At 37.0% G+C, this 24,178-nt stretch carries 22 protein-coding genes; all 22 read left to right on the forward strand.

Annotation, left to right across the window (positions count from 1 at the left end; genetic code table 11):
- Positions 1–8: 8 nt before the first annotated feature.
- Complete coding sequence (locus ACFSQS_RS01050) at positions 9–338, forward strand: DNA-directed RNA polymerase subunit omega (RefSeq protein WP_034040273.1); 330 nt, start codon at positions 9–11, stop codon at positions 336–338.
- 159 nt (positions 339–497) lie between these two features.
- Positions 498–1,709, forward strand: a complete 1,212-nt coding sequence (gene coaBC / locus ACFSQS_RS01055; protein ID WP_388012743.1) for a bifunctional phosphopantothenoylcysteine decarboxylase/phosphopantothenate--cysteine ligase CoaBC — start codon at positions 498–500, stop codon at positions 1,707–1,709.
- Positions 1,702–2,589: a type IX secretion system protein PorD gene (gene porD / locus ACFSQS_RS01060; RefSeq protein ID WP_388012746.1), complete on the forward strand. Its 888-nt coding sequence runs from the start codon at positions 1,702–1,704 to the stop codon at positions 2,587–2,589. The genes coaBC and porD overlap by 8 nt, the downstream gene beginning before the upstream one ends.
- A 115-nt stretch (positions 2,590–2,704) precedes the next feature.
- Positions 2,705–4,357, forward strand: a complete 1,653-nt coding sequence (recN, locus tag ACFSQS_RS01065) for a DNA repair protein RecN (protein WP_388012749.1) — start codon at positions 2,705–2,707, stop codon at positions 4,355–4,357.
- A 58-nt stretch (positions 4,358–4,415) separates the two neighbouring features.
- Complete coding sequence (locus ACFSQS_RS01070) at positions 4,416–5,231, forward strand: enoyl-ACP reductase FabI (RefSeq protein WP_388012752.1); 816 nt, start codon at positions 4,416–4,418, stop codon at positions 5,229–5,231.
- A 263-nt stretch (positions 5,232–5,494) separates the two neighbouring features.
- Entirely contained in the window at positions 5,495–6,496 is a 1,002-nt protein-coding gene (locus ACFSQS_RS01075) for a glycosyltransferase (protein ID WP_388012755.1), read from the forward strand.
- A 2-nt stretch (positions 6,497–6,498) separates the two neighbouring features.
- Positions 6,499–7,464: a YbbR-like domain-containing protein gene (locus ACFSQS_RS01080; protein WP_388012758.1), complete on the forward strand. Its 966-nt coding sequence runs from the start codon at positions 6,499–6,501 to the stop codon at positions 7,462–7,464.
- Positions 7,461–8,054, forward strand: coding sequence for a dephospho-CoA kinase (gene coaE, locus ACFSQS_RS01085; RefSeq protein WP_388012761.1), 594 nt, complete (start codon positions 7,461–7,463; stop codon positions 8,052–8,054). The genes ACFSQS_RS01080 and coaE overlap by 4 nt, the downstream gene beginning before the upstream one ends.
- Positions 8,055–8,124: 70 nt before the next feature.
- Positions 8,125–9,696 carry a sensor histidine kinase gene (locus tag ACFSQS_RS01090; RefSeq protein ID WP_388015094.1) on the forward strand — a complete coding sequence of 524 codons (1,572 nt, stop codon included), beginning with the start codon at positions 8,125–8,127 and terminating at the stop codon, positions 9,694–9,696.
- 2 nt (positions 9,697–9,698) lie between these two features.
- Positions 9,699–10,400, forward strand: a complete 702-nt coding sequence (locus tag ACFSQS_RS01095) for a response regulator transcription factor (protein WP_388012764.1) — start codon at positions 9,699–9,701, stop codon at positions 10,398–10,400.
- A 298-nt stretch (positions 10,401–10,698) separates the two neighbouring features.
- Positions 10,699–11,280 carry a DUF4255 domain-containing protein gene (locus tag ACFSQS_RS01100; RefSeq protein ID WP_388012767.1) on the forward strand — a complete coding sequence of 194 codons (582 nt, stop codon included), beginning with the start codon at positions 10,699–10,701 and terminating at the stop codon, positions 11,278–11,280.
- Complete coding sequence (locus ACFSQS_RS01105) at positions 11,280–12,104, forward strand: hypothetical protein (RefSeq protein WP_388012770.1); 825 nt, start codon at positions 11,280–11,282, stop codon at positions 12,102–12,104. Before ACFSQS_RS01100 ends, ACFSQS_RS01105 begins: the two co-directional genes overlap by 1 nt.
- 11 nt (positions 12,105–12,115) lie before the next feature.
- Complete coding sequence (locus ACFSQS_RS01110; protein ID WP_388012773.1) at positions 12,116–13,543, forward strand: phage tail sheath C-terminal domain-containing protein; 1,428 nt, start codon at positions 12,116–12,118, stop codon at positions 13,541–13,543.
- Between the two features lie 113 nt (positions 13,544–13,656).
- Positions 13,657–14,088 (forward strand): phage tail protein, encoded by a 432-nt coding sequence (locus ACFSQS_RS01115; RefSeq protein WP_311942429.1) that lies wholly within the window; start codon positions 13,657–13,659, stop codon positions 14,086–14,088.
- 2 nt (positions 14,089–14,090) lie between these two features.
- Complete coding sequence (locus ACFSQS_RS01120) at positions 14,091–14,552, forward strand: phage tail protein (protein ID WP_388012777.1); 462 nt, start codon at positions 14,091–14,093, stop codon at positions 14,550–14,552.
- 12 nt (positions 14,553–14,564) lie between these two features.
- Positions 14,565–14,726, forward strand: coding sequence for a DUF5908 family protein (locus ACFSQS_RS01125; protein WP_388012780.1), 162 nt, complete (start codon positions 14,565–14,567; stop codon positions 14,724–14,726).
- A gap of 3 nt (positions 14,727–14,729) precedes the next feature.
- On the forward strand, positions 14,730–15,419 hold the full coding sequence (locus tag ACFSQS_RS01130; protein WP_388012783.1) for a CIS tube protein: 690 nt from the start codon (positions 14,730–14,732) through the stop codon (positions 15,417–15,419).
- A 3-nt stretch (positions 15,420–15,422) separates the two neighbouring features.
- Entirely contained in the window at positions 15,423–17,168 is a 1,746-nt protein-coding gene (vgrG, locus tag ACFSQS_RS01135) for a type VI secretion system tip protein VgrG (RefSeq protein ID WP_388012786.1), read from the forward strand.
- Positions 17,169–17,232: 64 nt separating this feature from the next.
- Entirely contained in the window at positions 17,233–17,520 is a 288-nt protein-coding gene (locus ACFSQS_RS01140) for a PAAR domain-containing protein (protein ID WP_311942447.1), read from the forward strand.
- A gap of 2 nt (positions 17,521–17,522) precedes the next feature.
- The gene (locus tag ACFSQS_RS01145) at positions 17,523–17,933 is read left to right on the forward strand and encodes a GPW/gp25 family protein (RefSeq protein ID WP_388012789.1); all 411 of its coding nucleotides are present in this window, start codon (positions 17,523–17,525) and stop codon (positions 17,931–17,933) included.
- 15 nt (positions 17,934–17,948) lie between these two features.
- Positions 17,949–21,323 carry a baseplate J/gp47 family protein gene (locus tag ACFSQS_RS01150; RefSeq protein WP_388012792.1) on the forward strand — a complete coding sequence of 1,125 codons (3,375 nt, stop codon included), beginning with the start codon at positions 17,949–17,951 and terminating at the stop codon, positions 21,321–21,323.
- Positions 21,324–21,336: 13 nt separating this feature from the next.
- Complete coding sequence (locus ACFSQS_RS01155) at positions 21,337–24,168, forward strand: hypothetical protein (RefSeq protein ID WP_388012794.1); 2,832 nt, start codon at positions 21,337–21,339, stop codon at positions 24,166–24,168.
- The last annotated feature ends 10 nt before the right edge of the window (positions 24,169–24,178 follow it).

Here is a 24,178-nt window from a genome sequence, read left to right on the forward strand (position 1 = left end):
TTATGTCAATGGACTTAAAGAAAACCAACGCTCCTGTTAATACAGTAACTTACGATAGAAATCAAATAGATGAGCCCACAGAGAACATCTACGAATCAATTTCTATCATAGCAAGACGCGCTGAACAAATCAATTCGGAAATTAAAAAAGAACTTATTGATAAGTTGGAAGAATTTGCCACTTACAACGATAGCCTTGAAGAAATTTTTGAAAACAAAGAGCAAATCGAAGTTTCTAAATTTTACGAAAAGTTGCCAAAACCACATGCTTTAGCAGTACAAGAATGGTTAACAGATAAAATTTACCACAGAAATACCGAGGAAGATTCTCAAGAATAATATTTAAGATATACTCATAATAAGTAGCTTTTGGGAGAATTTAGCGCATTAATTTTTTCTTTTATCAAGGCACAAATTTTCAAGCATAGCCAAAGTTACGGTTGTAAATTTTAACGAAGACAAAAGAAAAAAGAAAAAAATTCTGAAAAGCTATTTATTATGAGTATCCTAAACGGCAAGAACATACTATTAGGAATTAGTGGTGGTATTGCCGCTTATAAAACAGCTTCATTAGTTAGGTTGTTTGTAAAATCGGGCGCCAACGTAAAAGTTGTTATCACGTCTTCTGCAAAAGATTTTATTACACCTTTAACCTTATCTACACTTTCAAAAAACCCGGTCCATTCTTCTTTTACAAATGAAGAAGATGACAATGCAGTATGGAACAATCATGTCGATTTAGGGCTTTGGGCAGATTATTTCGTTATAGCTCCGGCCACGGCAAACACACTTTCTAAAATGGCAAATGGGGTTTGCGACAACTTGCTTTTGGCAACCTATCTATCAGCAAAATGCCCTGTTTATTTTGCACCGGCAATGGATTTAGATATGTACAAACATCCGTCAACATTAAATTCTTTTAAAAAACTTAATGCCTACGGTAACATTATGGTTCCTGCAACAAGTGGCGAATTAGCAAGCGGTTTAGTGGGCAAGGGGCGCATGGCAGAACCCGAGGATATTATCACATTTATAGAAAACGATATTTTAGACAAACTTCCGCTTCGCGGGAAAAAAATATTAATTACCGCAGGCCCAACTTACGAAGCTATCGATCCGGTACGTTTTATAGGCAATCATTCCAGCGGTAAAATGGGGTTTGAAATCGCGAAAGCCTCAGCAAATCTTGGCGCATCGGTTACTTTAATTACAGGGCCAACACATCAAAAAGTAAACCATACCTTAATACATGTCGTACCCGTTGTTAGCGCACAAGATATGTACGATGCTGCCCACAAATATTTTAATACTGTTGATATTGCCATACTATCGGCAGCAGTTGCAGATTTTACTCCAAAAGAAGTTTCATCTAAAAAAATAAAAAAGAACCATTCTACGTTAACCTTAGAGTTAACAAAAACCAAAGACATTTTAGAATCTTTAGGAAAAATTAAAAAACAACAATATTTAGTTGGTTTTGCGTTAGAAACGAACAACGAACTTGAAAATGCCATTGGGAAATTAAAAAGAAAGCACTTAAATTTAATTGTCTTAAATTCGTTAAACGACAAAGGCGCAGGTTTTAAAACCGAAACCAATAAAGTAACTTTTATTGATGACAAGGAAACGATAACCGAACATCAATTAAAAACGAAAGCCGGCGTCGCCCAAGATTTATTAACCGAAATTATAAAACAAATCGATGCGTAACATACTCATAATTTTATTGCTATGCTTTGGCGCAAAAGGCCTTTCGCAAGAATTGAACTGTAAGGTTGTTGTGAATGCCTTGCAAACGGGAAACGAGAATTTGCAGATTTTTAAAACCCTTGAAAAACAATTAACCGAGTTTGTAAACAATACCAAATGGACCAACAAAACCTTTGCCAACCAAGAGCGCATTAATTGCAGCATGCTTATTAGCATTACCAATTTTAGTGGCGAAGCCTTTCAGGGGACTTTGCAAGTGCAATCGTCGCGTCCCGTTTTTGGCTCGTCTTACAGCACGCCACTTTACAGTTTTAACGATAAAGATTTTACTTTTAGGTATTTAGAGTTTCAAAATTTAACGTTCAACCCCACACAATTCGAATCTAACTTAATTTCGGTTTTGGCGTTTCATATTTATATGATTTTAGCCGTAGATGCCGATTCTTTTTCAGAAAAAGGTGGCGACCCCTTTTACGCGCAAGCACAAACCATTACCAATTATTCGCAACAAGAAAATTTTAAAGGTTGGAAAATTGAAGATGGTTTACAAAGCAGATTTGCATTGATAGACAATGTGTTATCGCCAACTTTTAAAGAATATAGAACCGTTATGTACAACTATCATATTAACGGATTGGATATTATGTGCGAAAATGCAAAAGGCGGAAAAGAGCAAATAGCCGATGCTTTAACAACATTTAAAGCCATGAATAGCCGCCGGCCAAATTCCTTTGTTTTGCGTACTTTTTTTGATGCTAAAGCCGATGAAATTGAGCAAATTTTTTCAAACGGCCCCAATGTAAATATTACCAATGTTAAAGAAACACTTCAAAAAATAGCACCAACGCACTCAGCTAAATGGCGAAATATTAAATTTTAAAAATCACTCAAAGCTTGCTTTGTTTCAATAATTTGTCATTCCCTTGAAGAGGGGAATCTAAAATTATATTAATTTTGATAAGTTGAATAATGCCAACTGAATACTAAACAAAAACATGCTAACCTCTCTTTCAATAAAAAACTACGCTTTAATCGATAAACTTCAAGTCGATTTTAACAACGGATTATCTATTATAACAGGCGAAACCGGTGCCGGTAAATCTATTTTATTGGGCGGATTGTCATTAATCTTGGGTAAACGCGCAGATTTAAACAGTTTAAAAGATGCGACTCAAAAGTGCATAATCGAAGCGGTTTTCGATGTCTCAAATTACAATTTAAAATCGCTTTTTGAGGCCGAAGATTTCGATTACGAATCTCAAACCATTATCCGGCGAGAAATTTTACCTTCAGGAAAATCCAGGGCATTCGTTAACGATTCGCCAGTAAATCTAAATAGTTTACAACTTTTGGGCGAACGATTGATCGATATCCATTCGCAACATCAAACCCTACAATTAACAAGCAACGATTTCCAGTTTCAGGTTATTGATGCTTTAGCGAGTAATGATGAATTGTTACAGCATTACAGTTTAGAACAAAAAAAGTATAAAACGCTTCAAAAAGAATTACAAGATTTACTCAATTTTCAAGCGGAAGCTATAAAAGAACACGATTATAACTCGTTTTTATTAAACGAATTAATTGAAGCCAAATTAATTGAAGGCGAGCAGCAAACCCTTGAAGAAGAGTACGAAACCCTAAATAATATTGAAGGTATAAAAGAAAAACTTTCAGCATCCTATCAATTATTAAATGATGAACAAATAGGCGTTTTAACTACGCTAACCACCATTAAAAACAATCTTCAAAGTATAGCGGGTTTTTCGTCAAAATATGAAGATTTATTCAATAGAGTCAATAGCAGCTTAATAGATTTAGACGATGTTTTTAGCGAAATCGATGCGCTTCAAGAGGGTTTGGAAGCAGATCCAAATAGGTTGGAAGAAGTCGATTCAAAATTAAAAACCCTGCATAATTTAATGCAAAAGCATGTCGCTGCCAATGTTTCAGAATTAATCAAAATAAAAAACGAATTAGAAGACAAAGTTGCCGTAACCGAAAACTTAGATGCCAGCATTGAAAAAAAGCAATCTGAAATACAATCTAAAACCAATCAGCTAAAAAGCATTGCAAAAAAAATACATAAAAAACGCGCAGAAGTTATTCCGCAGTTAAAAGCACAATTAGAAACTATTTTGGCAAGTTTGGGTATGCCCAACGCCCAATTTAAAATAGAGGTTTTATACAGCGAACAATTTTTTGCAAATGGTCAAGACGAATTGTCGTTTCTGTTTTCTGCAAACAAAGGCGGTAGTTTTAACACCTTAAAAAAGGCGGCTTCGGGCGGAGAATTATCAAGAATTATGCTCGCCATAAAATCGGTGTTATCAAAATACATTCAGTTACCAACCATTATGTTCGATGAAATCGATACGGGAGTTTCAGGCGAAATATCAAACAAAATGGGCGATATAATGTTGCAAATGAGCAAAACCATGCAAGTATTTTCAATAACACATTTACCACAAATTGCGGCCAAAGGGCATTCGCACTTTAAAGTGTTTAAAGAAGATGTCGGTAACGTAACACAAACCAATTTGGTAAAACTCAATCACGACCAGCGTATCGTTGAAATTGCACAAATGCTGGGCGGCGTAGAAATGACCTCTTCGGCCATTGCACACGCCAAAGAATTGCTTAATTAAAATTTTTATCTTTGGATCTATAAACGACTAAACCACAAACAACTAAACAACCAATAACATGTCATACAATTTACTAAAAGGAAAAAAAGGGATTATTTTCGGTGCATTAGATGCTAATTCAATTGCTTGGAAAACCGCAGAACGCGTTCATGAAGAAGGCGGACAATTTGTATTAACCAACGCACCGGTTGCGATGCGCATGGGGCAAATTAACGAGCTTGCCAAAAAAACAGGCTCGCAAATTATTCCTGCCGATGCCACATCGGAAGAAGATTTACAGAAATTGGTAGAACAATCCATGGAAATCCTTGGCGGTAAAATCGATTTTGTTTTACATTCCATTGGCATGTCAATAAACGTTAGAAAAGGCAAACATTACACAGACCAAAATTACGAATGGACCCAAAAAGGCACCGATGTTTCGGCCATGTCTTTCCATAAAGTTATGCAAACCCTTTACAAAGCCGATGCCATGAACGCCTGGGGCAGTATTGTGGCCTTAAGCTATATGGCGGCACAACGCGTGTTCCCGGACTATAATGATATGGCCGATAACAAAGCCTATTTAGAAAGTGTAGCACGTAGTTTTGGCTACTTTTTTGGCCGCGATAAAAAAGTGCGCGTTAATACCATTTCGCAATCGCCAACACCAACTACGGCGGGCAGCGGCGTAAAAGGCTTCGACGGGTTTATAGCCTACGCCAATAAAATGTCGCCACTGGGTAACGCCACCGCGCTGGATTGCGCCAACTACACCGTGTCCCTTTTTAGCGATTTAACCAAACGCGTAACCCTGCAAAACCTCTATAACGACGGCGGTTTTAGCAACATGGGCGTAAGCGAAGCCGTTATGGAAACTTTTACAAAAGAATAAAATTGTATTATATAAGGTTTAGACCTGTCAGGTTTCTAAAACCTGACAGGTCTTTTTTTTTATTAAACCTCTATTTTTATGGCGGGTTTTTTTGAAAAATAAAAACCGCGCTATCCGTTACTAGTTTTGTAAAACCTTAAATGGAAGTTTTACAAAAGCTAACCACTACTATCGCTCCCGCGCTTATCCGCCAAAAACAATAATGGCCCAAAAGCAACAGTAAGTTTGCCAATTATTGTAATAGGATTAATTACATTTGTGCTATGCCATTAAAGTTTTCATTTATCATTCCGGTTTATAACCGCCCCAACGAAACACAAGAGCTCTTACAAAGTTTTGTTAAGTTGAATACCATGACTAAATACGAAATTGTAATTGTAGAAGATGGCTCAAATATCTCGTCGAAACCGGTTGTTGATAGTTACAAAGACAAACTAGATATTTCGTATTTCTTTAAAGAAAATTCCGGTCCCGGAGATTCCCGTAATTTCGGCATGCAGCACGCCAAAGGCAATTATTTTATCATTCTGGATTCAGATTGTATTCTGCCCAAAAATTATTTAACCGAAGTAGAAAAAAGCCTAAAAACCAATTATGTAGATTCTTTTGGCGGACCCGATGCGGCGCACCATTCGTTTACAAACCTTCAAAAAGCCATTAATTTTTCAATGACCTCGTTTATTACAACCGGTGGTATTCGCGGCAATAAAAAAAGTGTCGATAGGTTTCAACCTCGTAGTTTTAATATGGGTATTTCAAAAGAAGCATTTATAGCATCAAAAGGTTTTGGGCGCATTCACCCGGGCGAAGACCCAGATTTATCCATTCGTTTATGGCATTTGGGTTTTAAAACCAGGTTAATTCCCGAAGCTTTCGTGTATCATAAACGCCGTATTTCTTGGCGTAAATTTTATTCGCAAGTCCATAAATTCGGGTTGGTTCGTCCTATTTTAAATGTATGGCATCCTTCAACTAAAAAAATAACCTATTGGTTTCCAACGGTATTTTGTGTTGGTTTTTTTATTTCAATAATATTACTTTTAATTCATATAAAATGGGTAATAATAGCCTATATATTGTATTTTGTAATAGCGTTTTTAACAGCTTTAGTAACCACTAAAAGTGTAGTTGTGGCGTTGTTATCTTTGTTGGCCATTGCGGTTCAGTTTTTTGGGTATGGCTATGGGTTTTTAAAATCTACTTTAGCAATTGGTGTTTTAAAAAAGACCCCCGAAGTACATTTTCCAGGATTATTCTTTAAATAAAAATGATAAAAAAAATAAAATCAGATATTAAAACCTCAATTAAAACCAGAAAAATCAATGTGTTTTTTTTGTTTCTGTTTTTTGCATTTATCATTTTAATTTTTACAAAACTATCAAAACAATACACCAATACCGTGGTTTTTAAAATCGATAAAATTAATGTGCCGCCAGAGAATATTATTTTAAACGATTCTAACGCGGTTTTAAACATAACGCTTAAAGCCCACGGATTTAGGTGGCTAACCTATTATTTTAGCAAACCAAAAATTGCTATAGATTTTGTAAAAGACGTCGATATAATAGATTCTGCTTTTGTTTGGAGCAAATCTAAAGCCTATTTATTGGCCAGTACACAATTTGGCAAACAGGTTGAACTGTTAAATATTGCACCCGATACGCTGCGGTTTAGGTTTGATGTTAATTTGGTTAAAAAAGTACCCGTAATTTTAAATGCCGATATAAAATTTGCCCAAGGTTTTGATAGTGTGGAATCTTATAAAATTACCCCAGATTCTATAAAGGTTATTGGCCCAAATGTTTTAGCTTCTCAAGTAAATAGTATTGAAACTGAAAGTATCAAAATGATCGATATTAAATCAGATATAAAAAAAGCAATCAAACTAATATTACCAAAAAACAGCCAAGATTTAAAGTTTTCTAACAAAACGGTAAATCTAGCCGCAACCGTTGAAAAATTTACAGAAGGCACATTAAAAGTACCGGTTACCATAAAAAACATACCCAATAATATTAGCATAAAATATTTTCCTAAAACAGTAAATGTTACCTATTACACCAGCCTTAACAACTTTAAAGCAATTAAGGCAAAAGATTTTAGGGTAGAGTGCGATTTTAGCAAAACCATAACAAACCAGTCTTTTTTGCTGCCCGAACTTACAACATTTCCAGCAACTGTAAAACGCGCAAAAATTAATCAGCAACACATTGAATTTATTATAATAGAATGATTATAGTTGGACTTACAGGCGGCATAGGCAGTGGTAAAACCACAGTTGCAAAGCAATTTATGGCTTTGGGCATACCCGTTTATATTGCTGATGAAGAAGCAAAAAAATTAATGCATAAATCTAAAATTATTAAACGAAAACTCATTCAGCTTTTTGGAGATAATGCCTATATTGACAATACTTTAAACAAACCCTTTATTGCCGATATTATTTTTAACGATAGCCGTTATTTAGAAAAAATGAATGCTATAATCCATCCCAGGGTTGCTAAACATTTTAATAAATGGGCAGCAAAACAAAAAGCACCGTATGTAATAAAAGAAGTTGCTATTTTATTTGAAAATGGCGGACACAAACTCTGCGATTACGTTATAACCGTTACCGCACCCCTAGATTTGCGAATTGAACGTTTGCTTAAACGCGATAAAACCACAGAAGGCAAAATTAAAGCAATAATGAAAAACCAATGGAGCGATGCCGAAAAAGTAAAACTATCCGATTTTGAAATTAAAAATACTTCATTTGAAAACACAAAAAAACAAGTTGTTAAAGTGCACGGGCAAATCTTAAATAATGTTTTTAATCGTTAAAAATTAACATTTTTGTTAATGTAAGGTTAAATCATAAGTCCGCTAAATGTTAAAATGTTAATTTTGAATGATGAGCAAGAGAATATTCATCCTACTGGTGCTATTGATGAGTTTATCGCTTATAGGCATCATATTTGTGCAAGCTTATTATATTAAAGATTCTGTTGATAATGAAAAAAAGCGTTTCAAATCTAGTGTTACAAGTGCTTTGTATGCTGTTTCCAACAAGATTGGCGATGATGAGTTTGAAAGGCATTTTCAAAGGTACCAAAGATTAGATCATGAGAAAAAAAGCGATTCGGCAGCGGTTTCCCAACTCTTTATTTATCAGCAAAACAACAATACAAAAGAAACACTTATTTACAGAAGTGGAGTTTTAGAAGAGAACTATAAATTATCTTCTTCGCTCTTTGACATTGGTTTAGATAGTATCAACGTTCAAAACATCATCGGCAGATCGCAAATGGAGGTTTACAGCGATGCCGATTTTTCAGATAAAGACATATCGCAAAGCCCCATATTGAACATCATTAACAGTGGAAGCATAGCCGAGGCTCAAAAAAGCAGCCTTGAAAAAAGCTTCAAGGCAATGTTGTCAAGAAAACCTTTGCACAAAAGGGTTTCAGCAAAAGACATTAAAAGCTTGTTGAAAAGCAAATTAAGCGCAGACAATATCGATATCGATTTCGAGTTTGCCATTTACAGCAACGGTCTAGCTACAAAGGTACAAAGCGAAGCCTTCGAAAAAAAAGAAGCCTCAACCTTTAGCGCTCCCATTTTTCCTGACCAGAACAACCGAAGTAATTATCAACTATTAGTAAATTTTCCAGACGATAAAAAATTTATTCTATCCTCTATAATGGGCATGATTATTTTGTCTGTAATCTTTACATCGGTTATTATTTTAGCCTACTCAAGTGCTTTGTACCAATTGGTAAAACAGCGTAAAATATCTGAAATAAAAACAGATTTTATCAATAACATGACGCACGAGTTTAAAACGCCAATAGCAACCATAAACTTAGCTTTAGACGCCATTAAGAACCCCAAAATAATAGCCGATAAAGAGAAAGTAATACGTTATCTTAACATGATAAAAGAAGAAAACAAACGCATGCATGCCCAAGTAGAAAACGTGTTGAGAATATCTAAACTAGAAAAAAACGAACTTAATATAAGTAAGGACAGGGTAGAGCTGCACGACTTAATAGAAGACGCCATAACGCACGTACAGCTTTTAATAGAAGATAGAAACGGCACGATACAAACCCATTTTACAGCCGAAAAATCATCGGTTTTGGCAAGCGAAATGCATTTTACCAATGTAATAGTAAACATACTGGATAACGCTATTAAGTATTCTCCAAGACAATTAAAAATAGAAGTATCAACAGAAAACATAGGAACTAATATAATATTAAAAATAAAAGATCATGGTAGTGGCATGAGTAAAGCTGCCTTAAAGCGTGTGTTCGAAAAATTTTATAGAGAACACACCGGAAATATACATAACGTTAAAGGCCACGGATTGGGGCTGGCTTATGTAAAACGAATAGTAGATGACCACCAAGGTCATGTATCGGTTGAGAGTGAGAAAGGTAAAGGCAGCACATTTACAATTAAACTACCAATAATAACATAATTATGGAAGAGCAAAAAAAGAAAATTTTATTAGTAGAAGACGACCCAAATTTCGGAACGGTTCTTAAAGATTATTTAATGATGAACGATTACGATGTGGTTCATGCCAAAAACGGTATGGAAGGCTTCGAGAAGTTTAAAAAAGACGATTTCGATCTTTGTATCCTCGACGTTATGATGCCCTATAAAGACGGCTTTACATTAGCCAAGGAAATACGAGAAAAAAACACCGATGTTCCCATTGTTTTCTTAACTGCAAAAGCTATGAAAGAAGACGTTTTAAAAGGCTATAAGGTTGGTGCAGACGATTATTTAAACAAACCGTTTGATAGCGAAGTCCTTTTAATGAAAATAAAGGCCATCATGCAAAGAAAAGCTACCGAAACCATTTCAGATAGTAAACAATTCGAATTTAAAATAGGTGGTTTCGAGTTAAATTCCAAACTGCGGTTTTTGCGCTACAACGGTGGCGAACCTATTAAATTATCGCCAAAAGAAAACGAATTGTTGCGCTTATTGGCATTGCACGAAAACGATTTGATGCCGCGAGAATTGGCACTAACAAAAATATGGAGAGACGATAATTATTTTACCTCCCGTAGTATGGATGTTTACATTGCCAAACTGCGTAAATATTTAAAACCAGACGACAAGGTAGAAATACTTAACATCCATGGCGAGGGCTTTAGGCTAGTGGTTAATTAATATTTAACCTTTTTTATAAATATATAAACCAGCTATTTAGGCTGGTTTTTTTATGCTTTCTTTTTTGCAAATGGTATCAGTTCTTTTCATTTCTTATTTTTTTTATTGGAATTTTGTTTTTGCCATTTGTCCAGATTTCCATCGGGATTAATACTTCCTATACCTTCCCCAAAGTTGGCTATTATAAAACAAACCCATAAATCCCTAAAAATGGGGATTGATAAACTTACTTTTAATAAATACCTTTAAATGTGCAAAATATTGATTAACAAATAGATGTGCATTTAAAATTTAAATTATGATTTTTGAAGTTCTACAAATTATTACCGAAGATGTTAATAATTATTTTGGAGACAGTCCCGTGTCGCTCGATAATATTGCATCTGTAGCTTCAGAACAAGGTGATAATACGGGCACTTCATCAGATATCATCTTAACCTTACTTAATTTACAAGAAGAGGCTACACTTAAAAACAAACCCAATTATGCAGTTGAAGGCACGCGTATTTCCTACAAAAACAACATTGTAAACCTTAATCTTTATGTCCTTTTTAGCGCCACTAACGATAAATATGATGAGGCTCTTAAAAACCTATCCAAGATTATTGAGTTTTTTCAAGGTAAAAAAGTGTTTACCCAAGCCAATACCATTTATAATAGAGACAACGTATCGATGGGCAACATCACCAATTTTAGGTTCGTGGTCGATTTGTTTACCCCAACTTTTGAGGAGCTCAATTTTGTTTGGGGCACATTGGGCGGCAAGCAAATACCGTCCGTAATGTACAAAGTGAGTCTGGTTGAAATAGAACGAGAGGCCATTTTGGGCAAAGGCGGTTTAATAAGTCAGGTAAATGGCGATTTAACACACAAAAACTAATGGCATTTTGCACCACATATAAACAGTTATTTGAAATTGAACTGCTGCACGATTATTTTTTGAATGATGGCACTACCGTGTTTTCAACATTAAGTGATACCGATAAAAAAGAGCGTTTAAAACTAATTGACATTTCAGAATTTATAGATGTTATACCGTCTCAAGACACCATTGAGAAAATGGCAGGCCACAAAATTGTTCTTAAAAAGTATAAAACCGGATTATCGGCTTACTGTAAATTGGAAAACCCAGCGCAAAACACACCATTTATTCCGCTGCCAAGCGATTTGGAATTAACTTTTATAATGAAGCTTAGCGACCCGTTTTTTGAGAACTATACCGAATTAGCAATAGGCAGCACCAATATTTTCTTTTTCGGAAACACCAAACCAAGTACCGAAGGCTCGGGTTTCGAGTACATAGCAAAAAGCACCGATAACACACAAGTAACAGATGCTTACCAATTATCTGCCGCAGGAACAACGGCACTTTTGGAAAAATTAAAAGACCAAAATAAAATAGGGGTTTTCGGGATTATTGAGTTAACCATGACCGGTGATAACAGCGATTTAAGCATCTTAACCACACTTGGCGATTTAAGAAGCCAATTGCCCACATTTAAAATTCATTTTAAAAACAGAGAGACGTTTTGGCGTTACAAACGCGTTTCAGACGATTCGGAAATTTTCACAACGGCTACGGCAAATCCATTGACCAAATACGGTTTTATTGAGGTGATTCATGCCGGTGATAAATTTCCAAATCCAAGCGCCAATCATCTCATTCCAGATAATAATAACTTTTTTTCAGAAATATACATTTAAATTAAGAAACCATGGCAAAAACGTACAGAACACCAGGAGTTTACGTCGAAGAAATTTCAATATTTCCTCCGTCGGTAGCTCAAGTAGAGACCGCAATACCTGCATTTATTGGCTACACAGAAAAAGCAGATAAAGATACCAATAGCTTAGTGCTAAAACCCACAAGAATTACCTCGCTTCTGGAGTACGAAACGTACTTTGGCAAAGCGTTAAACGAAGCCAATATAACCGTAACTATTGACGATGAAATTGATAGCACCGGACCAACACTGCTCAATCGCAGAATAAGTGTCGCCGAAGGTGCTACCCAACCGTATTTAATGCACTACGCCATGCGTATGTATTTTGATAATGGCGGTGGCCCATGTTATATAACCTCTGTTGGAGATTATACGGCAAGCATTAGCTTAACCGATTTAACCAATGGGCTTAATGCCGTTAAAGCTTTTGATGAGCCCACGTTATTTGTTTTTCCAGATGCCATAAATCTTGGTACGGCTGCGAACTACTATACCTTAATTAATAGGGCCATGACCCAATGTGTCGATTTAGGTGATCGTTTTACCATTATAGATATGTATGGAAACGATAGTGCTAATTTAAGAAGCAGCAATACCTTGGGTAGCGGCACCGACCTTTTAAAGTACGGCGCTTCGTACCATCCCTTCCTTAAAACAGTATATAATTTTGCTTTTGATGCGGCCGATGTTACCATAGCGCATAACACGGTTGATGAAACTGCAACTGCCGGAACGGGACAATTTGATGGCGGCAATTTAAGCGATTTGGAAGATAGCACTTCGGCGTCTTTCGATTTGGTAGCCTTCAATCAAATTAAGTTGGAAATCAACAAAAAAACAGTCACTTTACCACCAAGTTGCGCTATGGCCGGTATTTACGCTAAAGTAGACAGCAATCGCGGTGTTTGGAAAGCACCCGCAAATGTTTCGGTAAGTTCCTGTTTAGAGCCCACCATAAAAATCACACACGAGCAACAAGAAGGTTTGAATATTGATACCTCGGGCAAATCCATTAATGCCATCCGCACCTTTGCAGGAAAAGGCGTTATTGTTTGGGGCGCGAGAACACTAGCAGGTAACGACAACGAATGGCGATACGTACCCGTAAGACGCTTTTTTAACATGGTTGAAGAATCTGTAAAAAAAGCCACCGAGCAATTTGTTTTCGAGCCAAACGATGCCAATACATGGATTAAGGTACGGGCAATGATCGAGAACTTTTTAACCCTACAGTGGCGTGCAGGTGCGTTGGCAGGAGCAAAACCCGAGCAGGCTTTTTACGTTCGTGTTGCTTTGGGCGAAACCATGACAGCACTCGATATTTTGGAAGGCCGCATGAATGTTGAAATAGGAATGGCCGTTGTGCGTCCAGCAGAATTTATCATTCTTAAGTTCTCTCATAAAATGCAAGAAGCTTAATGAAACCCAATATTGAATTCGCTATAAACGATTTTCAATATTGAAGGTTGAATTAATCCCGCTGAAAAGTGGGAACTCACAAATCAAAAAAATAATTTAAAAAACACAAAATCATGGCAGATTATCCGTTAGCAAAGTTTCATTTCTCAGTAGATTGGGGAGGAACAAAAATAGGTTTCACTGAAGTTTCAGGACTGGATGTAGAAACAGAAGTCATCGAATACAGAGAAGGCTCAAGTCCTGAATACAGTAAAATAAAAATGCCCGGGATGCAGAAATTTTCAAATATTACTTTAAAACGAGGTACGTTTAATAGTGATAACGAATATTTTGACTGGTGGAACACCGTAAAATTAAATACCATTGAAAGACGAGACATCACCATTAATCTTCTAAATGAAGAGCACGAACCAGTGGTTACATGGAAAGTAAAAAATGCATGGCCTACAAAAGTACAATCTACAGACCTAAAAGCCGATGGCAACGAAACCGCTATAGAATCGGTAGAAGTTGTGCACGAAGGCTTGGTTATTCAAAATGATTAAATATGGGATTGTTACCGCCTATTACGAGCTTTCATTTTTCGGTGATTTTTCTCGATTTGCAGCCTAATATCGAAATTGGTTTCCAATCCGTTAGCGGACTTTCGGGTACTATTGAAACAGAAACGGTTGCCGAAGGTGGAGAAAACCGATTTAAGCATCAGCTTCCAACCGGCATTACGTTTCCTAATTTGGTGCTAAAACGAAGTTTGCAAATAAGTTCAAGCGTCACGGCTTGGTGCGAAGATGCTATCGAAAAATTCATCTTTAAACCCATCGATCTGTTGGTTATTCTTCATAACGAGCAACACTTGCCGTTGTATTCATGGAAAGTGGTACATGCCATTCCGGTGAGTTGGTCGGTGTCCGATTTTAACGCGGAGAACAGCGAATTGGCCATTGAAAGTTTAGAGCTTAAATACCAATATTATCAGTCCATTTCAGCAAACGACCTTATACCATTTTAAGTTTTCAAAATTATGCCCATTGAAATTAAAGAATTACATGTTAAGATTAATGTCGATAACGATATCGATAAAAAGTCAAATACCAGAGCGAATTCAAACGGTAATAAAGAACAAATCGTTGCAGAATGTGTGGATCAGGTTATGCAAATCATATCAAATTTTAAAGAACGATAAACCATGTTTTCTAGAGGTGAACTTACAAAATTGAAAATCATTGCTTATAGCGACGACACGTTTGAAAACGAGGTTAGCGATGGCGAATTTACCACGCTAATCAATCCGGAAAAATACGCCTTTAATTATAAAATTGAACAAAACGAAGACCAAGCACAGGGCACCAGCGCAACTGCGCCAAGGTTTAACAAAATTCTGCCAGAGCATCTCGATATTAATTTTGTTTTCGACCGCACGGGTGCTATAAAAACCTCCGAAGCCTCAGAAGATGGTGTTATTGAGGACATCGAGCAATTTAAAAAAGTGGTGTTCGATTATAATGGCGATCAGCACAAACCCAATTATTTAAAAATTGCGTGGGGCACTTTGCTTTTTAAAGGAAGCTTAACCGAAATGAGTATTGAATACAAGCTCTTTAATCCGGATGGCACACCAATTAGAGCCATGGCCAATGTTAAGTTTCAGGGTACGGCCGAAGAAGATTTGCGATTGGCAAAAGAAAACAACCAATCACCGGATTTAACGCATCTAAGGACTGTAAAGGACGGCGACACCTTGCCGTTGATGTCCTACAGAATTTATGGCGATTCCAAATACTATTTGGAAGTAGCAAAAGCTAACGGTATTACCAATTTTAGGCAATTAACCATTGGGCAGCAACTTGTTTTTCCGCCGATACAGAAAACCTCGTAAATTATGAACAACAGCAGAACCATACAAACCTCAAAAAGTCCCGACCTTATCACGTTTAAAGTGCTTGTGGAAGGCGAGGAGCTTTCAAAAAAGTATCAGGTTAAACACATTCTGGTCAATAAAGAAGTGAACAGAATTGCGTCTGCAACAATAACCTTGATTGATGGTGATGCGGCAAAACAAGACTTCGAATTAAGTAATGAAGATTTGTTGATTCCAGGAAAAAAAATAGAGATTACTGCGGGGTATCATTCTGATGAAGAAACCATTTTCAAAGGTCTGGTCATTAAACATAATTTAAAAATCAGAGCCAATTCCTCGTTGCTCATAATTGAATGTAAAGACGAAGCCGTTAAACTAACCATTGGTAGAAAAAGCAAATACTATTACGAGAATACAGATAGCGATATTTTCGAAACCATTATAAATACGTATGGTTTGGAAAAGGATGTAGAAACCACCAACCAAACGCATAAAGTACTCGTACAATACCATACTTCCGATTGGGATTTTATGGTATCGCGAGCACAAGCCAACGGTAAATTGTGTTTTACTGATGATGGTAAAATAACGATTATGAAACCCAAGGTGGATGACGAAGCGATTGAAACCATTAGCTTCGGAGCAACTTTATTGGATTTTGATGCCGAAATCGATGCCAGAAGCCAAGTAAAAAAAGTGTCGAGTTATGGTTGGAATCCTTCCGATCAGGAAATCATTGAAATTGAAGCCAACAATCCAAACATTCAACTTAATGGCAACCTGTCGTCGTCAGATTTGGCATCTACTATAGATTTAGACAATTTAGAATTAAGGCACGGTGGCGAGGTAAGCGATGTCGAGTTACAAGATTGGGCAGATGCCAAAATGCTGTTTCAACAACTGGCAAAGGTTCGGGGCAAAGTAAAATTTCAAGGTATTCCTGCGGTAAAACCAGGAACCTTGTTAAAGCTTGAAGGTGTGGGCGACCGTTTTAACGGAAAAGTATATGTAACAGGCGTAAGGCATCAAATTGCAGAAGGCAATTGGACTGTCGATGCCCAATTTGGATTAAACCCAGAGTGGTTTTCCGAAACTTTTGACATCAGTCCGCAACCCGCTTCAGGCATTATTTCAGCAATCAACGGACTGCAAGTGGGCATCGTTTCCCAATTGCAGGACGACCCCAATGGCGAAGATCGCATTTTAGTACAATTGCCCATAATTAATAACGAAGAACAAGGCATTTGGTGTAGAGTATCCTCGTTAGATGCGGGTAATTCCAGGGGGGCATTTTTCAGACCCGAAATAAGCGATGAAGTGATTGTCGGTTTTATAAACGACGATCCTAACGATGCCATTGTTTTAGGCATGCTTCATAGTAGCGCGAAACCTGCGCCCGTGGTAGCATCGGATGATAACCACGAAAAAGGATTTGTATCGCGAAGCGACATGAAAATTATGTTTAACGACGATATAAAATCAATCACCATTGAAACTCCGGCAGGTAAAAAAATCACCATGGATGAAGACGCGGGAAGTATTGTTATTGAAGATGATAACTCCAATATACTCACTATGGATTCCAGCGGTATTGCCATGGAAAGTGCTGGGGATATTCAAATAAAAGCGAGTGGCGATGTAAATATAGAAGGCAGCAATGTTAATGCTAAGGCGAATATTCAATTTAAGGCAGAAGGGTCTGCGGGTGTTGAAATGTCGTCTAGCGCAACAGCCGTTTTAAAAGGCTCATTGGTGCAAATTAATTGATGCCTCAAACTATAAAAGTGCATAGAAAATAAAGAATAATAATAACAATAAATAATAAAACAATATGCCAGCAGCTGCAAGAATAGGAGATATGCACACTTGCCCTATGGTAACAGGTACAGTACCACATGTTGGCGGTCCCATTTTACCAGCCGGCGCACCCACCGTACTTATTGGTGGTATGCCCGCAGCACGGGTTGGCGATATGGCAGTTTGCGTTGGCCCACCGGATACCATTATTGCGGGGTCTGCAACGGTACTTATTGGAGGTATGCCGGCCGCACGCATGGGAGATTCTACCGCGCATGGTGGTGTAATTGTGTTGGGCTTGCCCACGGTTTTAATAGGATAATTATGGATAATAATAAATCATTTTTAGGGACAGGTTGGAGTTTTCCTCCAGAATTTGACAAGGCTAAAAAAACAGTGGTCATGACTTCAGACGAGGTAGATATTAAAAAAAGCCTCGAAATTCTATTGGCTACAAGATTGGGCGAACGCATCATGCAACCCACTTATGGCTGCAACCTCGAAGAATTGATGTTTAAACCTTTAAATACCACCTTAAAAACATTTGTTGTCGATTTGATTAAAACCGCCATCCTGTACCACGAACCTCGAATTGATGTTGAAAAAATAGATATCGATCCCACCAACGAGTTACAGGGCGAACTGCTAATTGTAATAGATTATCGCGTAAGAGCCACAAATTCCAGAGCCAATTTGGTGTATCCGTTTTACAAAGCCGAAGGCACCGAAACCTAAAACCGAAAATAACCGATGAGTAAAGATTGCAACCATAACAACATCCTTTTAAAGCGAAACGGAACCAGCCAGAGCCAAAGGCATATTGATGCGCTCAGTCCAAATTCCGTAAAGCTTCACGATTTTAGTATTGATGATTGGATGGCCTTTGCTCATGCTTTTGCCAAAAATGTCAATTATTTTGACACTAAAATGAATACCAAAGATGGAAGCTGGGAGCAATTTTTTGTTGAAAAAGAAAACATTAAAAATCTTTTGAATGAAGCTGAAACCAACAAGGACTTAAATCCGCATTTAACATTGTTTGTTTGCTTTTTAAGACTAATTGAATTAAGTCAAAATCGTTTAAACAACCTCTCGAAACGGCATTTGGATTTTTATTATAAAGAGGTTCTTAAACTCAGCAACAAAGAGGCTGTGCCAGATAAAGTACACCTGCTTTTTGAATTGGCTAAAAATGCTTCGGATGTTAGGGTTGAAGAAGGCACCGCAACCGATGCCGGTAAAGACATCAATGGCAACAAAAGAATCTATAAAACCCAAAACGAACTTATTGTTAACAGCGCCAAAGTAACCGCGTTAAAAAACGTATTACATAAAAAAGGTGCGGGTGTAAAATATTCCGAAATCGCCAACTCCTTTGATGGATTAGGGGGCGATTTTCCAGATGATAATATTAAATGGTGGCCGTTTGGACATCCTAATTTTAAAGATTCAGATGGTTTTCCCAACCTTCCAAATGCAAAATTAGGGTTTGCCATAGCATCGCCCATATTATTGTTAAAAGAAGGGTTGCGAACCATCACTTTTACCATAACTTTCGGTTCTAAACTACCCTCAACGCCATCAAATAAAATACCCGAAAATGTTTTTGATGTATTGCTAAGCGGTGAAAAAGAATGGATTTCGGCTCAAATAAACACGGTTACTTCTTCCGTAGTAAACAATACATTAAAATTGGTTGTTGAAATCCCTGAAGCAACCGATCCCATTGTGCCTTATGATGTAACCGTTCTGCTTGAAAATTTTACATCAACAAACCCCATTGCGCGTTTTTTATTTAAAACCGGCGATGATGATTTGGGCTATAAATTTTATGAGTTTTTAAGTGGCGCCATTGTAACATCAATTAAAATAGATGTGGATATAAAAAACATGCAGGATGTTCTGCTTGAAAACGATTTGGGCCGTTTGGATGCATCTAAACCCTTTTTTCCGTTTGGACCACAACCCCTAAGAGATTCAAAATTTTATATTGGTTGCCAAGAAGCATTGAACAAACCATGGACAGAAGTTAAGCTAAACCTAAAATGGAAAGACACGCCACTTTACGAAAACGCTTCTGAAAACGACCATTTTAGGGAGCATTATTTGGCGTATCGAAAAAGTCATCTTCAAAATCTATCCAAAACAACTTATACGCTGAGTACCGATTCGTCTGACCCTATTGTTGAAAGTGATTTAATTGTCCCGGATTCAAACGTTTTTAAAATTGATTTAGAAGTGCTTGCTGATAAGAATTGGGAACCAAAGATAACTGGCGGCGCATTATTTAACCAAAACGAAAACGGCAGCTACAGTTCTAATTTTACAATTTCGAATACACAGAATGCCAGTGCAAGTTCCAGGGTTCCAAAAACTTCTTCTAAATCAAAAAAAACAAGTAGCGGCAGTTTTATGGAACGCATCGCTGGATTCAATAAATTGCGAAACAATACTATTTATAACGATGTTATAAACGTTTTCAACAATTCGTTTTTCGATTTTAGGGATGCCATTTCCGAAGGTGTATCAGGACTTTTCGATAACCCGATTCAACAGGAAAATTTTTCATCGAATGCCAAAAAAGGATTTATTAGAATATCGTTATTGCAATCTTTTCTGCACGATTTCTTTCCAAGGATTTACGCCGTGGCTCTGTCTAAAGAGGGAGAAACCGCATTAATTCCCAACGAACCCTACACGCCATTGGCTGAAAACATGAGCGTTGATTACAAGGCATCGGTTACCAAAACCTTTAATTTATCAGCGTCTTCTGATAGCTTAAAACAAAACCTAAGCAATTATTTAGATGAGTCTTTGGAGTTGTTCCACGAGCATCCGTTTGGGCAGTCCGAACAGCATACGTATTTAAAATCTAAGCACCAATTTTTAGGTACAAAAACGCAATGCACGCTGGTTCCTAAATACGAAAAAGGCGAATTGTTTATAGGTCTTGAAAACGCTAATCAACTTCAGCAAATATCTTTTTTAATACAGGTTTTAGAAGGTAGTGAAAACCCCGAATACGAGGGTGAAGAAACCTACCAGGGTAATGAAAAGTTAGCGTGGTATATTTTAAGTGAAGACGAATGGAAACCGTTAAACAATGATTTTATAATCTTTAACAACACCGATAATTTCCTAAAATCTGGTATCGTAAAAGTTTCCATTCCAAAAGAAGCCACAAGTAATAACAACAGAATCCCCGGAGATTTATTTTGGCTAAAAGTTACCAATATAAAAGCCTTTGATGCGGTTTGCCAAATGGTAAACATACATACCCAAGCCGAAATTGCTGAGTTTTACAACAACGATAATGAGCTTTCGCATCTCGAAAACGGGTTGCCCGAAAAAACCATTTCGAAATTAGTAGAGCGAAAAGCCACTTTAAAAGGCGTAACACAGCCTTACAGTTCGTTTGGTGGTGTGCCAAAAGAAACCGATGCCCAGTTTTACAGACGTGTTAGCGAGCGCTTGCGCCACAAACAAAGAGCTATAACCATATGGGATTACGAGCAATTAATCCTTCAGCAATTTCCAGAAATTTATAAGGTGAATTGCTTAAAGCACACTTTTGGAGAATCGGAATTAGCGCCTGGTTTTGTAACTATAATAGTGGTGCCAAATATTATCAACCAAAATATTTTTGATGTTTTTAAGCCAAGAATTAGTAAGGCAAAACGCAATGAAATTCAAAATTTTATCAATGCCATTAACACTTTGCATGTCGATGCATTGGTTGAAAACCCCATGTACCAAGAAGTTAAAATTGCGTTGAAAGTAAAATTCTATGCCGGAAAAGATGAGAGTTTTTATAAAAAACAACTTCAAAAAGACATTTCGAAATTCTTGGCACCATGGGCTTACGAAGAAACCGCCGAAATCAATTTTGGACTAACATTGCACGAAAGCGTGGTGCTTTATTACATCGAACAATTGGATTATGTAGATTATATAAAAGATTTCGAATTGCTTGAAGAAACCAATAAAACCGACAACAAGGGCGAGATGATATTCAATCCTGTGCGTGCCATTGTACCCGCTAACCAAAAGGTGATTTTAACCTCAGTAAAATATGAAAAACATAGTGTTGAAACGATTAGCACCAATGCATGTGTAACGACTTAAAACTATAAATTAAATGAGCGAATCTGTTACCATACCAAAACAAGTAAATACCAAAAACGATTTGGATTTTGCCTTTCTGCGCGAATTAGGGCTTAAACACCTTGAAAGTTTTGGAAGCAAAATATGGACCGATTACAACACCCATGACCCCGGAATTACCATCATGGAAATGCTCTGTTATGCCATTACAGATTTGTCTCAACGCATCGAGATGCCCATTGAAAACCTATTGGCATCAGAAACCGATAACTTTAAAAAGATGCATCAGCAGTTTTTGTCGGCTGTTAATATTTTGCCATCAAAACCCGTGTCGGCTTTGGATTATCGCAAGCTATTCGTTCATATAAAAGAAGTAAAAAACGCTTGGATAGTTAAGCACGAACAAAAGATTTTCTTGAATTGCGAAAACCATCAAATGTCGTACAACGCTTTTAAGGTTGATGATGATAGTCAGAAAAACTTCACTTTAAAAGGCCTAAATGATATTTACATCGATTTTGAAGCTGATGTTGAAGATAAAGATGCGGTATTCAAAAAAGTAAAAAAACTGTATCATAAAAATAGAAATCTTTGCGAAGATTTAGTAAATGTATGCGAAATACCCGAGCAACACATATCGGTTTGCGCCTATTTGGATATTAGTCCCGATGCCGACGAGGAGCGTATTCAGGCCTTAATAATTAGAGCGATTGGGCTTTATTTGGCACCATCGGTTTCGTTTTATTCGCTCAAACAAATGTATGATAAAGGCTACACAACCGATCAAATATTTGAAGGGCCCGTACCTTTTGAAAAAGGCTGTATTGACCCCGAGGATTTTCAAGGCGGATTTGTTGATAACGAAGAACTTTACAACGCGTCTTTGCGAAAGGAGATTCGGCTTTCTGATATTATTAAAATCATAATGAATATTGAAGGTGTTTTAACCATCAAAGATATTTCTATAAAAACCTGCGACGGCGATGAAACCAACAGCGACCCATGGATAATCTGTGTAAAAGAGAACCACAAACCCGTGTTGTGCTGGGATAAAGACGATGAAGATTGTAAAAATTGCAGTACTAGTATTTTCAATTTTAGTAAAGGTTTTTTGCCAATTGGCGTTAACAAAAAACGGGTTATCGCTATGCTTAAAGAATTAGAATTAGAGGAACAAAATCAACTCGAAAACATTAAAACCGAAGATGTTGTTTTTCCATTGGGAGAATTTTCAAGTGCCAAGGCTTACACGAGTATTCAAAACGACTTTCCAGAAACTTATGGCATATCTAGAAACGGATTGCCCGCCAACGCCAATAAACAACGTAAAGCCAAAGCAAAACAGCTAAAAGCATATTTGTTGTTTTTTGATCAAATTTTGGCTAATTATTTTGCGCATCTTTCAAAAGTAAAAGATTTATTGACTGTTGATGATGGCTTAAAAGCACTGTACAAGGTTAATGCGATTTCAGAACTGTCCGAAGCCAATAAACAGACTTATTTTTCTCAAACGGTTACCGATATTCCTGAAATTGACGAATTGGTTGACACGGCAAACTACAACGCTAATTTGATTAAAATATTCAATAATTTAAAAAATGATACGACCAATTCCGCCGAAAACACATTTTACGAACGCCGAAACCAATTATTAGATCATTTAATCGCACGTTTTGCCGAAAGGTTTAGCGATTACGCCTTTATTATGAAAATGATTTATGGCGATGCCAATGCCAAATACGAAATTTTAAAGGCAAAGACCAAGTTTGTCGAAGATTACAAAACCATAAGTTGCGAGCGCGGTATCGGTTTTAATTACTGCGATCCCGAGGTTTGGGATACCGAAAATGTCTCAGGCGTACAAAAACGAATCGCTAGACTTATTGGCGTTACGGATTATAGTCGTAGAAATCTATTGGGCGATGCTATTGAAATTTATGATGAAAAAGACAAAACCGAAGACAACCTTACCGAATACCGATGGCGTATAAAAAACGGCGATGATATATTGATCTCCTCAAGCAAGCATTACCATGCGCTAAGCGATGCTTTAAAAGAACTCTTTTTGGCTTTTGAATTGGCAAAAAGTACCGAACATTACGAGCTAAAAAAAACCAAAACAGGTAGAACGTATTTTAACATTGTCAACCCAAAAATTACAGATAAACAAAGTGAAGATTTTATTGTGGCACGCAGAATAGCCTATACGGCAACCCAAGAAAAATCGGAACAAAAGCGTGATGAAATTATTGCTTATTTAAAAGATTTGAGTGCGTACGAAGAAGGCTTGTATTTAATAGAACACCTACTACTCAGACCAGACACTTACAATGCGGCCAACGCCGATAAAAAACCGAAAACTCCAAAATCTCAAATTCCAGATGCACCAGCACAAACCTTTATGCCCTCGTGTTTGGATGGCGATTGCGAGAGCTGCGGACCAACAGATCCGTATTCGTTTAGGGTCTCTGTAATATTACCGGGTTGGACCACGCGGTTTTCAAATAAGGATTTTAGAAATTACACCGAAAAAATTATTCGCGAAGAAATACCAGCGCATGTTTTGGCGCGCATCTGTTGGATTGGGCATGTAAAAGGTGTAAAACCAGATGCCGAAAACGACATGCTTCAAATGCAACTTAAGTATAAATTGTTTTTGGAGCAGTTACAAATTAAATGTGCAAATCATCCTTTAAGAGAAGCTGAAATCACAACGTATAGAAATGTTTTAAGCGATTTTATTCAAACATTTAACAACATTCACACGATTTACCATTCAGGAAATCTGCACGACTGCGACAACGACGCCACCGAAACAAAAGGTAATAAAATAATATTAGGAAGAACAAACATTGGCAACCTCTAAATAACAACAT

Origin of the sequence: Gelatiniphilus marinus, from assembly GCF_042684345.1 — a bacterium.
Classification (GTDB): domain Bacteria; phylum Bacteroidota; class Bacteroidia; order Flavobacteriales; family Flavobacteriaceae; genus Gelatiniphilus; species Gelatiniphilus marinus.

Coding starts and splice junctions, on each gene's coding strand:
- ACFSQS_RS01075 (WP_388012755.1), top strand. CDS start 5,495: ATGCCATTAAAGTTTTCATTTATCATTCCGGTTTATAACCGCCCCAAC.
- ACFSQS_RS01070 (WP_388012752.1), top strand. CDS start 4,416: ATGTCATACAATTTACTAAAAGGAAAAAAAGGGATTATTTTCGGTGCA.
- coaBC (WP_388012743.1), top strand. CDS start 498: ATGAGTATCCTAAACGGCAAGAACATACTATTAGGAATTAGTGGTGGT.
- vgrG (WP_388012786.1), top strand. CDS start 15,423: ATGAACAACAGCAGAACCATACAAACCTCAAAAAGTCCCGACCTTATC.
- ACFSQS_RS01140 (WP_311942447.1), top strand. CDS start 17,233: ATGCCAGCAGCTGCAAGAATAGGAGATATGCACACTTGCCCTATGGTA.
- ACFSQS_RS01155 (WP_388012794.1), top strand. CDS start 21,337: ATGAGCGAATCTGTTACCATACCAAAACAAGTAAATACCAAAAACGAT.
- porD (WP_388012746.1), top strand. CDS start 1,702: ATGCGTAACATACTCATAATTTTATTGCTATGCTTTGGCGCAAAAGGC.
- ACFSQS_RS01100 (WP_388012767.1), top strand. CDS start 10,699: ATGATTTTTGAAGTTCTACAAATTATTACCGAAGATGTTAATAATTAT.
- ACFSQS_RS01080 (WP_388012758.1), top strand. CDS start 6,499: ATGATAAAAAAAATAAAATCAGATATTAAAACCTCAATTAAAACCAGA.
- ACFSQS_RS01130 (WP_388012783.1), top strand. CDS start 14,730: ATGTTTTCTAGAGGTGAACTTACAAAATTGAAAATCATTGCTTATAGC.
- recN (WP_388012749.1), top strand. CDS start 2,705: ATGCTAACCTCTCTTTCAATAAAAAACTACGCTTTAATCGATAAACTT.
- ACFSQS_RS01110 (WP_388012773.1), top strand. CDS start 12,116: ATGGCAAAAACGTACAGAACACCAGGAGTTTACGTCGAAGAAATTTCA.
- ACFSQS_RS01105 (WP_388012770.1), top strand. CDS start 11,280: ATGGCATTTTGCACCACATATAAACAGTTATTTGAAATTGAACTGCTG.
- coaE (WP_388012761.1), top strand. CDS start 7,461: ATGATTATAGTTGGACTTACAGGCGGCATAGGCAGTGGTAAAACCACA.
- ACFSQS_RS01115 (WP_311942429.1), top strand. CDS start 13,657: ATGGCAGATTATCCGTTAGCAAAGTTTCATTTCTCAGTAGATTGGGGA.
- ACFSQS_RS01150 (WP_388012792.1), top strand. CDS start 17,949: ATGAGTAAAGATTGCAACCATAACAACATCCTTTTAAAGCGAAACGGA.
- ACFSQS_RS01050 (WP_034040273.1), top strand. CDS start 9: ATGGACTTAAAGAAAACCAACGCTCCTGTTAATACAGTAACTTACGAT.
- ACFSQS_RS01095 (WP_388012764.1), top strand. CDS start 9,699: ATGGAAGAGCAAAAAAAGAAAATTTTATTAGTAGAAGACGACCCAAAT.
- ACFSQS_RS01145 (WP_388012789.1), top strand. CDS start 17,523: ATGGATAATAATAAATCATTTTTAGGGACAGGTTGGAGTTTTCCTCCA.
- ACFSQS_RS01090 (WP_388015094.1), top strand. CDS start 8,125: ATGAGCAAGAGAATATTCATCCTACTGGTGCTATTGATGAGTTTATCG.
- ACFSQS_RS01125 (WP_388012780.1), top strand. CDS start 14,565: ATGCCCATTGAAATTAAAGAATTACATGTTAAGATTAATGTCGATAAC.
- ACFSQS_RS01120 (WP_388012777.1), top strand. CDS start 14,091: ATGGGATTGTTACCGCCTATTACGAGCTTTCATTTTTCGGTGATTTTT.